At 61.9% G+C, this 13,432-nt stretch carries 13 protein-coding genes; 9 read left to right on the forward strand and 4 right to left on the reverse strand.

The window, feature by feature from the left end; genetic code table 11:
- Positions 1-3 precede the first annotated feature (3 nt).
- From BM045_RS11660 to BM045_RS11670, 4 genes are all read left to right on the forward strand, one after another.
- The gene (locus tag BM045_RS11660) at positions 4-210 is read left to right on the forward strand and encodes a hypothetical protein (RefSeq protein WP_092183465.1); all 207 of its coding nucleotides are present in this window, start codon (positions 4-6) and stop codon (positions 208-210) included.
- Positions 207-332 carry a hypothetical protein gene (locus BM045_RS19320; protein WP_280139465.1) on the forward strand — a complete coding sequence of 42 codons (126 nt, stop codon included), beginning with the start codon at positions 207-209 and terminating at the stop codon, positions 330-332. Before BM045_RS11660 ends, BM045_RS19320 begins: the two co-directional genes overlap by 4 nt.
- 92 nt (positions 333-424) lie before the next feature.
- Entirely contained in the window at positions 425-1,633 is a 1,209-nt protein-coding gene (gene rlmN, locus BM045_RS11665; protein WP_092183467.1) for a dual-specificity RNA methyltransferase RlmN, read from the forward strand.
- Between the two features lie 38 nt (positions 1,634-1,671).
- Positions 1,672-2,049: a VOC family protein gene (locus BM045_RS11670; protein WP_092183469.1), complete on the forward strand. Its 378-nt coding sequence runs from the start codon at positions 1,672-1,674 to the stop codon at positions 2,047-2,049.
- Here the strand turns inward: BM045_RS11670 and BM045_RS11675 are convergent.
- The 3 genes from BM045_RS11675 to BM045_RS11685 all read right to left on the reverse strand — a co-directional run bounded on the left by BM045_RS11675 (position 2,046) and on the right by BM045_RS11685 (position 3,445).
- Positions 2,046-2,204 carry a YqaE/Pmp3 family membrane protein gene (locus BM045_RS11675; RefSeq protein ID WP_092183471.1) on the reverse strand — a complete coding sequence of 53 codons (159 nt, stop codon included), beginning with the start codon at positions 2,202-2,204 and terminating at the stop codon, positions 2,046-2,048. The two genes, BM045_RS11670 and BM045_RS11675, sit on opposite strands and share 4 nt — an antisense overlap.
- A gap of 64 nt (positions 2,205-2,268) precedes the next feature.
- Entirely contained in the window at positions 2,269-2,919 is a 651-nt protein-coding gene (locus BM045_RS11680) for a LysE family translocator (protein ID WP_092184160.1), read from the reverse strand.
- A gap of 58 nt (positions 2,920-2,977) precedes the next feature.
- Positions 2,978-3,445, reverse strand: coding sequence for an Lrp/AsnC family transcriptional regulator (locus BM045_RS11685; RefSeq protein WP_092183473.1), 468 nt, complete (start codon positions 3,443-3,445; stop codon positions 2,978-2,980).
- Between the two features lie 130 nt (positions 3,446-3,575).
- On the opposite strand from BM045_RS11685, the gene BM045_RS11690 reads away from it, so the two are divergent.
- The 4 genes from BM045_RS11690 to BM045_RS11705 all read left to right on the forward strand — a co-directional run bounded on the left by BM045_RS11690 (position 3,576) and on the right by BM045_RS11705 (position 8,558).
- Positions 3,576-4,799, forward strand: coding sequence for an argininosuccinate synthase (locus tag BM045_RS11690; protein ID WP_092183475.1), 1,224 nt, complete (start codon positions 3,576-3,578; stop codon positions 4,797-4,799).
- 200 nt (positions 4,800-4,999) lie between these two features.
- Positions 5,000-7,105 (forward strand): putative bifunctional diguanylate cyclase/phosphodiesterase, encoded by a 2,106-nt coding sequence (locus tag BM045_RS11695; protein WP_170848481.1) that lies wholly within the window; start codon positions 5,000-5,002, stop codon positions 7,103-7,105.
- 127 nt (positions 7,106-7,232) lie between these two features.
- Positions 7,233-7,889 carry a ferritin-like domain-containing protein gene (locus tag BM045_RS11700; protein WP_092183479.1) on the forward strand — a complete coding sequence of 219 codons (657 nt, stop codon included), beginning with the start codon at positions 7,233-7,235 and terminating at the stop codon, positions 7,887-7,889.
- A gap of 12 nt (positions 7,890-7,901) precedes the next feature.
- On the forward strand, positions 7,902-8,558 hold the full coding sequence (locus BM045_RS11705; RefSeq protein WP_092183481.1) for a ferritin-like domain-containing protein: 657 nt from the start codon (positions 7,902-7,904) through the stop codon (positions 8,556-8,558).
- A 74-nt stretch (positions 8,559-8,632) separates the two neighbouring features.
- Here BM045_RS11705 and BM045_RS11710 read toward each other — a convergent pair whose 3' ends face one another.
- Complete coding sequence (locus BM045_RS11710) at positions 8,633-11,041, reverse strand: membrane-bound PQQ-dependent dehydrogenase, glucose/quinate/shikimate family (RefSeq protein WP_244522972.1); 2,409 nt, start codon at positions 11,039-11,041, stop codon at positions 8,633-8,635.
- Between the two features lie 513 nt (positions 11,042-11,554).
- On the opposite strand from BM045_RS11710, the gene typA reads away from it, so the two are divergent.
- Positions 11,555-13,369, forward strand: coding sequence for a translational GTPase TypA (gene typA / locus BM045_RS11715; protein WP_092183485.1), 1,815 nt, complete (start codon positions 11,555-11,557; stop codon positions 13,367-13,369).
- Positions 13,370-13,432: the final 63 nt, after the last annotated feature.

A 13,432-nucleotide genomic window follows, 5' to 3' on the forward strand; every position in this document is an offset into this window, starting at 1 on the left:
GGCATGAGCAACAAGCTGGTTCGGAATGAGCAGCGGAAATTGGGTGCGGCCTATGTGGATGGCATCGCTCTGGAACCTGTTGGTGTCGGCGTCGTTGCCCAGGCATTGCCCGTGACGCTGGCGTCGGTCTTCGTCATGGTTTGTTTTAGTCTGGTCAGCTTCGTCCTACATTGGTTTGCGAGAAATCTTCTCGGAGGTCTGGAAGAATGACCGAACTCGATCTTCTGATGGCCGTTGCGATCAGCATAGCGGGATGCCTGCTGGCCGCAGGCGGGGCGCTGTGGATTGCCCGCAAGGATAATACCCGTCCGCATCCTCCAGCTGGCGAATAGCTGCCCCACGGGCCCGTGACTTTGCCTTGCGCGTCCCCATATGCTATTGGCCCCGCCAATCCTGCATCTTCCGGACCCTTGTAGCCACGCCCATGAGCATTGCGCTGAACCTTGACCATTCGACCAATCTGCGCCCCGCGGCAACCAGCCGGCCGTCGCTGATCGGTCTTTCCAAGCCGCAGCTCGCCGAGGCGCTGACCACAGCGGGCATCGCTTCGGACAAGGAAGCGCGGATGCGCGCCAACCAGTTGTGGAACTGGCTCTATGTCAATGGCACCACCGATTTCGACCGCATGACCAATGTGGCCAAGCCGGTGCGCCAGAAGCTCAATGACACCTTCATCCTCGACCGGCCGGAGATCGTTTCCGAGCAGGTTTCGAGCGACGGTACGCGCAAATGGCTGTTCCGCTTCCGCGATCCGGCCAATCCCAACTATCCGCCGGTCGAGGTGGAGACCGTCTATATCCCCGAGCAGGATCGCGGGACACTTTGTGTCTCCTCGCAAGTTGGCTGCACGCTGACCTGTTCCTTCTGCCATACCGGCACGCAGAAGCTCGTCCGCAACCTGACCGCCGGCGAAATTCTCGGCCAGGTTCTGATGGCACGCGAACGCCTTGGCGATTTCCCCGGCGGTGTGCGTCCCGATGACGGTGGTCTCGTGCCGCATGGCGATACCCGCGCCATCACCAATATCGTGATGATGGGCATGGGCGAGCCGCTCTACAATTACGAAGCGGTCAAGCAGGCTTTGCTGATTGCCTCGGCCGGCGACGGCATGAGCCTCTCCAAGCGCCGCATCACCCTGTCGACCTCGGGCGTCGTGCCCTTCATCGAGCCGACTGGCCGCGAGATCGACGTCATGCTGGCGATTTCGCTGCATGCCACCAATAATGACCTGCGCGACGTGCTGGTGCCGATCAACAAGAAATGGCCAATGGAGGAATTGCTCGAGGCCTGCCGCAATTATCCCGGCGTATCCAATTCGCGCCGCATCACTTTTGAATATGTGATGCTCGACGGCATCAACGACAGCGACGCCGAGGCACGCGAACTGGTGCGGCTGCTGGCCAATATTCCGGCCAAGATCAACCTGATCCCGTTCAACCCCTGGCCCGGCAGCAATTACGGCACTTCGCCGTCGTCGCGCATCGAGCGCTTCGCCGATATCGTCAACAATGCCGGCTATGCCAGCCCGGTGCGTACCCCGCGCGGCCGCGACATCTTTGCCGCCTGCGGCCAGCTCAAGAGCGAAAGCGAACGCCTGAGCAAGAAGGATCGTGACGCGCTGGCTGGCGTCTGACGATATGCTAAGGTCTCCCGGCAGGACGGGAGGCCGGCATGACAGACAGAGGACTTGGACCGATCGGTCAACTCAGCCGGAGTGTTGCGGACATTGCCGCAGCCGAAGCGTGGTATCGCGATGTGCTCGGCCTGCCACATCTCTACACCTTCGGCGATCTGGCGTTTTTTGACTGCGCTGGCGTGCGGCTTATGCTGAGCGCCGAGCCAGGCGAAAGCCACAGCAACATCATCTACTTTCGTGTGTCCGATATTGAGGCCAGCCATGCGGACCTCATGGCGCGCGGCGTAGTCTTCCTGGGCGCGCCGCATAGGATCCATCGCCATGCCGACGGCACGGAGGAATGGATGGCGTTCTTTTCGGACAATGAGGGACGACCGCTGGCCCTGATGAACCAGCAGCATCCGAGCGCCTAGTCGCGCGTGATGACCCAAATGGCGTGGATCAGGCCGGGGAAATAGCCGAAAATCGTCAGCAGGATATTGAGCCAGAACTGCAGGCCAAGGCCGACCTGGAGGAAAACGCCGACGGGCGGGATGATGACCGACAGGATGATGCGCAGAATGTCCATGTGCTTGCCCCTTTGATTGCCGTCCACAACGGAGAAAAATCAAAGGCGTTCCTGCGACACTTCGTCAGGCGTGGCGGGCCTGTGCGGTGAGGATGGTCACGGCGAAGGCGGTGAAGATGGCGGCAAAGCTCCAGTTGAGCGCGCGCTCCACCCATTTGCTCTTCTTGAAGGCCGCGGCCAACCAATCGGCAGCCAGGACCGTGACCAGACCCAGCGGGATCGACAGCAGGACAAATTCGCCGCCGAGGAAGAACAGCTTGCTGGTGGCGGCCGGGTCATGCGCATCGACGAATTGTGGCAGGAAGGTCACGAAGAACAGAACCACCTTGGGGTTGAGCAGGTTGATGCCGAGCCCAGTCATGAAGCTCTGCCGCACGGTGGGAGGACGTTTCGCTGCTTCGGCAATGCGCAGACCGCCGCCGTGCACAATCGCCTGATAGGCCAGCCACAGCAGATAAAGCGCGCCGACAATCTTGAGCGCCAGGAACAGCGGCGGCGCGGCGATGATCAGCACCGAAATGCCCAGAGCCACCAGCGTCGTATGCACCAATATGCCGGCCATGGCGCCCAGCATGGCGGCGACGCCATGGGCGCGGCCATAGTTGATGGCGCGGCTCAGCTGCAGCGCCATGTCGGGGCCAGGGGTAATGGCGAGGATGACGGTGGCCAGGGCAAAGGCGGCGATGACGGAAAAGTCGGGCAGGAAGGCGGGCATGTTGAGGTCTTTCGGAACAGCGCGCGAGCATGGCACGCTGCCCATTGGTTGAACAGGCTCAGCCCAAAGGCAGTTCGTAGCTGCGCTTGATGGTTTCCATCGGCACGTCGGTCTTGACCGATTGGACGCTCGGGATGCGCATCAGATAGTCGGACTGGAAGCGCCAATAGGCGTGCAGGTCCGTGGTGACGATCCGCATGATGGCGTCGCATTCGCCGGTGGTGAGATAGCATTCCACCACTTCTGGAAAGGCCCGCACCGTTTCGGCAAACAGGTTGGTCGTCTCGGCATCCTGGGTCTTGAACCAGATGCGGGCAAAGACCGTCAGGCTCATGCCAATCTGCAGCCCGTCGAGCACCGCAACATAGCGGTCGATGACGCCAGCGTCTTCCAGGAGCTTGACCCGACGCAAGCAGGGCGAGGGTGACAGGCCGACCGCATTGGCCAGATCCACATTGGAGATGCGGCCGTCGCGCTGCAGCACGCTGAGGATACGGCGGTCGATGGCATCAAGCGAAATTGGCATTTTCTGCTGTTCTGGATCATCAAGTTAGCTGGATATGCCGCAAGATCGCCCGAATGTGAGGTTTTCGCAAGATTATTGCGTCTGATCTGGTCTATCGTTGCACATCATCCCGAAAGCTGAGTTCTTTCCCATGGCAAAAGACATCAAGAAGGTCGTGCTGGCCTATTCCGGCGGCCTCGACACCTCCATTATCCTGAAATGGCTGCAGGAGACCTATGACTGCGAGGTGGTGACCTTTACCGCCGATCTCGGCCAGGGCGAAGAGCTCGAGCCGGCGCGCAAAAAGGCCGAAATGTTCGGCATCAAGGATATCCGCATCGAGGACCTGCGCGAGGAATTCGTGCGCGACTTCGTCTTCCCGATGTTCCGTGCCAATACGGTCTATGAGGGCCAGTATCTGCTCGGCACCTCCATCGCCCGCCCGCTGATCGCCAAGCGCCTGGTGGAAATTGCCCAGGAAGTCGGCGCCGATGCGATTTCGCATGGCGCCACCGGCAAGGGCAATGATCAGGTCCGCTTCGAGCTGACCGCCAATGCGCTGGATCCTTCGATCAAGGTGATCGCGCCGTGGCGCGAGTGGGACCTGCGCTCGCGCACCCAGCTGCTGGAATATGCCGAGCGCAACCAGATCCCGGTATCCAAGGACAAGCGCGGCGAAGCGCCATTCTCGGTCGATGCCAACCTGCTGCACACCTCGTCCGAGGGGATGGTGCTGGAAGATCCGGCCGTGCCGGCACCCGATTATGTCGCCCAGCGCACGGTCAATCCGGAAGACGCGCCCAATGAAGCCGAAATCATCACCATCGGTTTTGAAAAGGGCGATCCAGTTTCGGTCAATGGCGAAAAGCTGTCGCCGGCCGAACTGCTGACCAAGCTCAATGAGCTGGGCGGCAAACATGGCGTCGGCCGTCTTGATCTCGTGGAAAACCGTTTCGTCGGCATGAAGTCGCGCGGCCTCTACGAGACCCCCGGTGGCTCAATCATCCTCGTGGCGCATCGCGGCATTGAATCGATCACCCTCGACCGTGGCGAAGCCCATCTCAAGGATGAGCTGATGCCGAAATATGCCGAGCTGATCTACAACGGCTTCTGGTTCTCGCCCGAGCGCGAAATGCTGCAGGCGCTGATCGACAAGAGCCAGACCTATGTCACCGGCGACGTCACCGTGAAGCTCTACAAGGGCTCGGCCAGCGTCATTGCGCGGCAGTCGCCGCATTCGCTCTATTCGATGGACCTCGTGACCTTCGAAGAGGGTGCCGTGGCCTATGACCACAAGGATGCCGAGGGCTTCATCCGCCTCAACGGCCTCCGCCTGAAGACCTGGGCTGCCCGCAACGCCAAGGCGCGCGGCTAAGGTCTTCTACCAACTTGAAAATCAGGGCCCGAATCATCCGGAAACGGCTGGTTCGGGCCTTGTCGTAATTGTGTCATCGGCAGGCTCGATTGGCGGCAAACTTAATCCCTCGTTAATGGGATCATTCTAGCGTTTCGCCAGCGTCGTGCAGAAGTACGAGACAGGGGATGCGACGGGTGCGAGCAGAAGACGCGAGCAGCTTGGGCGAAAAGGCTGAGGCGCTGCTGCTTGATGCGGCGCTGGAAAACATCCCCTATGGCTTTTGCGTCTGGTCGCCGCAGTTTCGCCTGGTGATGTGGAACAAGAACTGGCGCGACCTCTATGGTTTTTCGCGCGATGCCGTGACGCGCGGCATGAGCCTTGAGGACGTGGTGCAGCTGAGCCACCGGCTTGGCAATCATCCCGACCAGAGCCCCCACGAATTTTACGAGACCTATACCGAAGGGCTGTTGGCCAATCGTGGCGGCGCGCGCTCCAAGAGCCACGAAGTGGTGCATGGCGGTCGCACCGTCGAAACCGCCCATGTCTATTCCGAGGCCCTTGGCTGGGTAGTAACCCACGAAGACATTACCGACGAAATCGCCCGCACCGAAGTGGTGCAGAAGCGCAAGCTTGAGCTCGAACGGCAGAATATCCGGCTCGATGCGGCTGTGAACAATATCTCGCAAGGGCTGTGCATGATGGACGCCAAGGGGCGTCTGGTGATCTGCAACGAGCCCTATGCGCGCATCTACAACCTGCCGCCGAACCTCATCAAACCCGGCACGCTACTGGAAGACATCCTCAGCCATCTGTTCGACCAGGGCATGGAGGCGGGCGGTACGCGCGAGGAATATATCGCCTGGCGCCGCGACGTCATCGCCCGCCGCGAATATGGCAAGAATGTCCACGAGCTGGGCAATCGCACCATCATGATGCAGCACCATCCCATGAAGGATGGCGGCTGGGTGTCGACGCATGAGGATATTACCGAGCAGAAGCAGAATGAGGCGCGCATCCGCCATCTGGCGCGACATGATGCGCTGACCGACCTGCCCAATCGCATCGAATTTCTCGAGCAGATGGCCAAGACCGAGGCGGGGCTTTCACGCGGCGAAATGGCGGCGGTGCTCTATATCGATCTCGATCACTTCAAGGCGGTCAACGATACGCTTGGCCATGCGGTGGGCGACGAGGTGATCAAGCAGGCCTCGGCGCGGCTCTGGGGCACGACGCGGGAAACCGACGTGTTGGCGAGGCTGGGCGGCGATGAATTTGCCCTGTTGATGCGGCCGATCGACAGCGCCGAAGTGGCGGCCAAGGTGGCCGATCGGATCATCAAAGCGATCGGCGCGCCGATGCATATCGGCGGGCAGCAGATCGAAATCGGCGCCAGCGTCGGTATTGCGGTGGGGCCGGGCGATGGGGTCAAGACCGATACCCTTGTCAAGAATGCCGATCTGGCGCTCTACAAGGCCAAGAGCGATGGCCGCTCGACCTATCATTTCTTCGAAGCCGGCATGGATGCCGAGCTGCAGCAGCGCCGCTCGATCGAGGCTGGCCTGCGACTGGCGCTGCAGCGCAATGAGCTGCGGCTGATGTTTCAGCCTCTATTGGGGCTGACTGAAAATCGTGTCACCTGTGTCGAGGCCCTGCTGCGCTGGGATCACGAGGGGCGGACCATTTCGCCGGTCGAATTCATTCCGATCGCCGAGGAGACCGGGCTGATCGTCGCCATCGGCGAATGGGTGCTGCGCGAAGCCTGCAAGATGGCGGCGAGCTGGCCCGGCGATGTGCGCGTGGCGGTCAATCTCTCGCCGATCCAGTTCAAGAACAAGGATCTGCTCGGTCTGGTCAAATCGGCGCTGAGCGACGCAAGGCTGGCGCCGACGCGGCTGGAGCTCGAGATCACCGAGTCGCTGCTGCTGGCCGAGAACGAGACCAATCTCAAAGTCCTGCACGACCTGCGCGCCATGGGCGTGCGCATTGCGCTCGATGATTTCGGCACCGGCTATTCCTCGCTGAGCTATCTCCGCTCGTTCCCCTTCGACAAGATCAAGATCGATCGCAGCTTCATGCGCGACCTGACGACGCGCGGCGACAGCCAGGCCATCATCAAAGCGGTGATCGGGTTGGGCCAGTCGCTCGGTATGTCGACAACGGCCGAAGGCGTCGAGACCGAGGAGCAGCTGGAGATGGTACGCGAGCAAGGTGCCTCGGAAGTGCAAGGCTTCCTGTTCTCGCCGCCGCTGCCGCCGGCGTCGCTGGCAAATCTGCTGCATTCCGAAGCCACCAAGCAGCAGGTCGGCAACAAAAAGGCCTCCTAACGCCCGCGAACGGAGCGCCGCGGCAATAGTTTCGCGACTTATGTGCAATATAGTTCAGATGTGATCGAAACCGGCGCATCGCCACCCCGTAGCTGCTTGCAGAAGCACAGCAACGGAGACTTCGATCATGAATGTTACGTCCAGCCTGTCCCGCCGCCATTTGCTGAAATGGAGCGGCGCTGCCGGGACCATAGCGGTGGCCGGATCGCTCCTGCCTAATTTCGGTATCTCCGCGGCGCTGGGCGCCGAACTCGGCGATGGCGATATCGGCGTGCTCAACTATGCCTATGCGCTTGAGCAGCTCGAAGCTGCCTTCTACACGCAGGTGCTCAGGACGCCGTTCGGCAATATGCAGGTCAATGACCAGCGCATCCTGACCCAGATCCGCGATCATGAAATCGCCCATCGCGATTTCCTCAAGGGTGCCTTGGGCCGCAATGCCATCCCGGGTCTCGAAGTGGATTTCTCGGCTGTTGATTTTTCCAGCCGAGCCAGCGTGCTGGGCACGGCCGATGTGTTCGAGAACCTAGGCGTTGTCGCCTATAATGGCGCCGGCCAGCTGATCACCAATCCGGACTATCTCGTCGCTGCCGGCTCGATCGTCTCGATCGAAGCGCGTCATGCCGCCGCCATCGCGGATCTCTTGAAGCCCTTCAGCGCCGAAGCGGCGGGTCGTGGCAATGTGGATCACCAGGGCCTCGACAAGGCGCTGCTGCCCTCCAAGGTGCTCAAGGCCGCCGCCCCGTTCATCGTGACGCCCGTCACCGCAGCAACCCTGCCGTAAGGAGAGATTGACATGACTCAGAACAATTCCATTCTCTCCGCCATCGAGCCCGAACTGGCCGATACGATCGGCACCAGCCGTCGCGACATGTTCAGCAAATATGCCAAAGCTGCCGGCATCATGACCAGCGCGCCTCTGGTGCTGGCCTTGGCCTCCAACCAGGCCTTCGGCGCCACGCTGCCCAAGGTGATCGAGGACACGCTCAATTTTGCGCTGACCCTCGAATATCTCGAAGCGGCCTTCTACAAGCAGGGCAATGCCTCGGGCGTCATCCCGAGCCAGTACAAGTCGGTGTTCCGTACTATCGGGCAACATGAAGATGCCCATGTGAAGCTGCTCAAGGGCGTCTTGGGTTCGGCTGCCGTCAAGGCTCCGGGCGTCGATTTCACCGCCGGCGGCACCTATGCCGACGTCTGGGAGAATTTCGACACCTTCCTGACGCTGAGCCAGACTTTCGAAGACCTGGGCGTTGCGGCCTACAAGGGCCAGGCCGGCAATCTGATGGGCTCCAAGGAAGTCCTCACCGTGGCGCTGCAGATCCATTCGGTGGAAGCCCGCCACGCTTCGGAAGTGCGTCGCATCGGGTTGAAGTTCGGCTGGGATGGCGCCTTCGACAAGCCGATGAGCAAGAGCGCCGTGCTGGCTGCGGCGACACCGTTCCTCGCCTGATCTTAATCCGATCCGTTAAACAAAAAGCCCCGGCATCGCTGCCGGGGCTTCGTTGTTTGGATGGCCCGTCTGCCTTATTCGGGCAGGGCGAAGCCGACGACATAGTCGCCGCGGATTTCCTGCTGGCGGGCGCCGCCAGCGGTCACCACCACGTACTGCTTGCCCGAGGAGGGCGAGAGGTAGGTCGAGGGCGTGCCCTGCGAACCAACGGGTAGCTTGCCCTTCCACAGTTCTTCGCCGGTCGCCGCGTCCATGGCGCGGAGATAGTAGTCCTGCGTTGCGGCATAGAACACCAGGCCGCCCGACGTGGTCGACGCGCCACCGATGGTGGGCATGCCGATCGGGATCTGCAGGCCGGTCTTGATGCCAAGCGGGCCGGTTTCTTCAAGCGTACCCATCGGCACCTGCCAGGCGATCGTGCGCGAAGCAAGGTCGATGCCGGTCAGGGTGCCATAGGGTGGCTCTTGGCAGGGGACGCCGAGGACGGAGAAGAAATTGTCCTTGAGCGCGGCGAAGGGCGTGCCGGCCTGAGCCGACAGACCCGCATGCATGTCAGCGCCCGAGGAGGCCTGGCTGTCATAGTCTTCGCGCGGCACCAGCTGGAGATACTGGGCGATGCGCATGTCGTTGAGCACCAGCATGCCGGTCTCTTCGTTCAGCGCGGCGCTGCCCCAGTTGAAGCCACCGTAATAGCCGGGCCACTGGATCGAGCGCTCGGTGCCCGGTGGGGTGAAGTCACCCTCGTAGCGGAGCTTCTTGAACTCGATGCGGCAGAGCAGCTGGTCATAGAGGGTGGCGCCCCACATGCGGGCCTCGGTCAGCGGCTCGACGCCGATGGCGGGCATGCCCACGGAATAGGGCTGGGTCGGGGAGAGCGGAAGATCGCCTTCCTGCACGTCCTGCGGCACGGCACGCTCTTCGACATCGGCGATCGGCTCGCCGGTGCGACGGTCCAGCATGAAGATCTGGCCACGCTTGGTGATCTGGATCAGCGCCGGAATGGTGCCGCCCGAGCCATCTGGAACGTCATAGAGGGCCGGCTGGCTGGCGACGTCATAGTCCCAGACGTCGTGGTGCGTGGTCTGGAAGACCCAGCGCTCGGCGCCGGTTTCGATGTCCACGGCGACGACCGAGGCGCTGACGCGCAGCATGTCTTCGGTACGGTGGGCCGCCCAGAAATCCGGGGTGGCATTGCCGGTGGGCAGGTAGACGAGGCCCAGCGCATCATCATAGGCCGGGGTCGACCAGACGTTGGGCGTGCCGCGGGTATAGAGTTCGCCTTCGGCGGGCAGGCCGCCTTCTGGACGATCGGCATTCCAGGCCCAGAGTAGTTCGCCCGAGCGCGCGTCGAAGGCACGCACCACGCCGGAGGGTTCGCCGGTCGAGATATTGTCGAGCACGAAGCCGCCGACCACGACGCGATTGCGCGCGACGGTGGGAGCCGAGGTCAGGATGTAATTGGGCAGGGCATCATCGCCCATGCCGGCCTTGAGATCGACAATGCCGCCGGTGCCGAAATCGGCGCAGAGTTCGCCGGTTGTGGCATCGAGCTCGATCATGCGAGCGTCGCTGGTGGTCAGCACGATACGGCCGGTGCCGCAGATCGCCGGCGCCTCGGCAACAGCCGGGGTTACGGGTGCCACTGGAGCGGCGGGCGCTGTAGGAACGGTCGCGTCGGTTGCCGGCGTGGTGACCACGGCAGCGGCCGGTTCGACTTCGGGCGCTTCATATTCATAATAGCTCACGCCGCGGCAGCGGGCGAAAGCGGAGTTTTCGGTCTCGGAGTCGTAGACCCAGCGCGCGGTACCGGTATTGACGTCGATGGCGTGCACATTGCTTTCGGGCGTGCAGATATAGGCGGTGTCGTTGAGCAGGATCGGGGTGATCTGGTCTTCCTGACCGGCCCGACGCTCTTCGCCATACTGATAGGTCCAGGCGACTGCCAGGTCCTTGACGTTTTCGGTGTTGATCTGGTCGGCGGGCGAGAAGCGGGTGCCGGAGGGGGTCGCGCCATAGGCCGACCAATTGCCATTGCTGTCGGCAACGGCTTCGCCCGGCGTAGCGGTGATCTCATTGCGGATCACGCCCTGCGGCTGGAAGGCGGTGTAGCCGGCGCCAGCAAGAAGGAGGACTATGACGGCAGCCAGGCCAAAGGGCAGCGCCTTGCCGGCGCGCCACTGCGGGAACAGCGGCAGGCAGAGCGCAATGATCAGCGCGATGACCAGCGGGCCGCCAAGGCGCGGCACCAGCGGCCAGAAGGCAAAGCCGGATTCGACCAGCGCCCAGAGGACGGTGGCGACAAATAGCGCCGCAAACAGCCAGAAGCCGACGAGGCTGCGGCGGAAGGTGAACACACCCGAGGCAACCAGCACCAGGCCGGCGATGCCGTAATACCAGGAGCCGCCGAGAGTGATGAGCTGGCCGCCCAGCACGATGAGAGGGAGGCCGATAAGGGCCAGCACCACGCCCAGGATGCGAAGCACCCAGGCAGAGGGTCCCGTTGAACGGGGACCTGCGTCTGCAGACATATTAAGTTCCAGTCTTGGATTTAGCTCGAAGGGAGCAGACGCCTTGCGTCGCTACTGCTCTTCGAAAAAGCGCCGATGCCGAAGATACCGGCGTGGATTCAGAGAGTGATAGCGACACTCGCCGTCCAGTTGACGGGCTCGTTCTAAAGGGGGATGCGACAAAACGTACCCCTCAGTACGGCATGGGGGCATGTCGAAATGTGTCGGCTCTGTGGCGGAATGGGTCTGATGCCGACGGTTTGATCGCCGCCGGAGGTAACCATTTCGGCCGGCTTCCGAGTGTCGCAACCCCCCTCTGCGTCGCTCGCGCTTGTGAAAATGCGCTTTGTCCTGTATGGCAGCCCCAAATGCGCCAATCCCCGTTGTTTAGGGGTTTGGCGCTTGTTGTTTCCTGCATGGTTCAGCCGTTTGTTGCCGCCCCTTTTGCGGCCCGAGGTTTTGGGATCATGCCAAAGAGGCCTATCCCATATGTCATTGCGCAATATCGCCATCATCGCCCACGTTGACCACGGCAAGACCACGCTGATCGACGTCCTGCTCAAGCAGTCCGGTTCGTTCCGCGAAAACGAGCGCGTCGAAGAACGCGCCATGGATTCCAACGATATCGAGCGCGAGCGCGGCATCACCATTCTGGCCAAGGTCACTTCGCTCCTCTGGAACGATACCCGCATCAACATCGTCGACACCCCCGGCCACGCCGACTTCGGCGGCGAAGTCGAGCGCATCCTGTCGATGGTCGATGGCGTGGTGATCCTGGTCGACGCGGCCGAAGGCCCGATGCCCCAGACCAAGTTCGTGCTCGGCAAGGCGCTGGCCCAGGGTCTGCGTCCGATCGTGGCGATCAACAAGATCGACAAGTCCGACGAACGCCACATGGAAGTGCTCGAGGAAATCTTCGACCTGTTCATCGCGCTCGACGCTTCGCCCGAGCAGCTCGATTTCCCGGTGCTCTATGGTTCGGCCAAGCAGGGCTGGATGGCCATGGAGCCGGAAGGCCCCAAGGAAAACCTCGGGCCGCTGCTCGACAAGGTTGTGGAACATGTTCCCGAGCCCAAGGTCGAAGAAGGCGCCTTCCGCATGCTGGTCACCACCATCGAGCGCAACCCGTTCCTCGGTCGTATCCTGACCGGTCGCATCACCTCGGGCACCGTCAAGGCGAATGATCCGATCCACACGCTCAACCGTGAAGGCAAGGAAGTCGAAAAGGGCCGCATCTCCAAGGTCCTGGCTTTCCGTGGCCTCGAGCGCACTCCGGTCGATGTCGGCGAAGCCGGCGATATCGTCGCTATTGCCGGTCTCGTGACCTCCACCGTGGCTGATACGCTCTGCGCCACCTCGGTTACCAAGCCGATCGAATCCAAGCCGATCGATCCCCCGACCCTGTCGGTGACCTTCCGCATCAACGATGGCCCGCTGGCCGGTCGTGAAGGCGACAAGGTGCAGTCGCGCGTCATCCGTGAACGCCTGATGCGCGAAGCCGAAGGCAACGTGGCCATCAAGGTGACGCCCGGCGACGACAATGACAGCTATGACGTGGCTGGCCGCGGCGAATTGCAGCTGGCCGTGCTGATCGAAAACATGCGCCGTGAAGGCTTCGAGCTGACCATCGGTCGCCCGAAGGTCTTGATGCGCGACATTGACGGCGTCCGTCACGAGCCGATCGAAGAAGTCATCATCGACGTCGATGACGAGCACACCGGCACGGTCGTGCAGAAGCTGACCGAGCGCAAGGGCGAGCTGACCGACATGCGTCCGTCGGGCGTGGGCCGTACCCGCATCCAGCTGCTGGTCCCGACCCGCTCGCTTATCGGATACCAGCCGGAACTGCTATCGGACACCCGCGGCACCGCCATCTTCAACCGCCTGTTCCACTCCTTCGTGCCGTTCAAGGGCGACCTGCCCGGCCGCCGCACCGGTGTGCTGATATCCAACGGCACCGGCCAGTCCGTGGCCTTTGCGCTGTGGAACCTCGAAGATCGTGGCCCGATCATGATCGACTCCGGCGTCGACATCTATGAAGGCATGATCATCGGCGAGCACAGCCGCGAAAACGACCTTGAAGTGAACGCGCTCAAGGGCAAGCAGCTGACCAATATCCGCACCACGTCCAAGGACGAAGCGGTCCGCCTGACCACGCCCAAGAAGCTGACGCTGGAACAGTCGCTCGGCTACATCGCCGAAGACGAATATGTCGAGGTCACGCCCAAGTCGATCCGCCTTCGCAAGATCTGGCTCGATCCGAACGATCGCAAGCGCATGAGCCGCGCTTCCAAGTCGGCATAAGTTCAAAGGGCCCCACGGAAACGTCGGGGCCCTTACCTTTTATTGGGGTTTGATGGCCATCTT

It is taken from the genome of Devosia sp. YR412, from assembly GCF_900110945.1.
Lineage (GTDB): Bacteria > Pseudomonadota > Alphaproteobacteria > Rhizobiales > Devosiaceae > Devosia.

What these genes read in the sequence shown, in the direction of transcription:
- BM045_RS11660 (WP_092183465.1), top strand. Translation starts at nt 4, where the DNA reads ATGAGCAACAAGCTGGTTCGGAATGAGCAGCGGAAATTGGGTGCGGCC.
- BM045_RS19320 (WP_280139465.1), top strand. Translation starts at nt 207, where the DNA reads ATGACCGAACTCGATCTTCTGATGGCCGTTGCGATCAGCATAGCGGGA.
- rlmN (WP_092183467.1), top strand. Translation starts at nt 425, where the DNA reads ATGAGCATTGCGCTGAACCTTGACCATTCGACCAATCTGCGCCCCGCG.
- BM045_RS11670 (WP_092183469.1), top strand. Translation starts at nt 1,672, where the DNA reads ATGACAGACAGAGGACTTGGACCGATCGGTCAACTCAGCCGGAGTGTT.
- BM045_RS11675 (WP_092183471.1), bottom strand. Translation starts at nt 2,204, where the DNA reads ATGGACATTCTGCGCATCATCCTGTCGGTCATCATCCCGCCCGTCGGC.
- BM045_RS11680 (WP_092184160.1), bottom strand. Translation starts at nt 2,919, where the DNA reads ATGCCCGCCTTCCTGCCCGACTTTTCCGTCATCGCCGCCTTTGCCCTG.
- BM045_RS11685 (WP_092183473.1), bottom strand. Translation starts at nt 3,445, where the DNA reads ATGCCAATTTCGCTTGATGCCATCGACCGCCGTATCCTCAGCGTGCTG.
- BM045_RS11690 (WP_092183475.1), top strand. Translation starts at nt 3,576, where the DNA reads ATGGCAAAAGACATCAAGAAGGTCGTGCTGGCCTATTCCGGCGGCCTC.
- BM045_RS11700 (WP_092183479.1), top strand. Translation starts at nt 7,233, where the DNA reads ATGAATGTTACGTCCAGCCTGTCCCGCCGCCATTTGCTGAAATGGAGC.
- BM045_RS11705 (WP_092183481.1), top strand. Translation starts at nt 7,902, where the DNA reads ATGACTCAGAACAATTCCATTCTCTCCGCCATCGAGCCCGAACTGGCC.
- typA (WP_092183485.1), top strand. Translation starts at nt 11,555, where the DNA reads ATGTCATTGCGCAATATCGCCATCATCGCCCACGTTGACCACGGCAAG.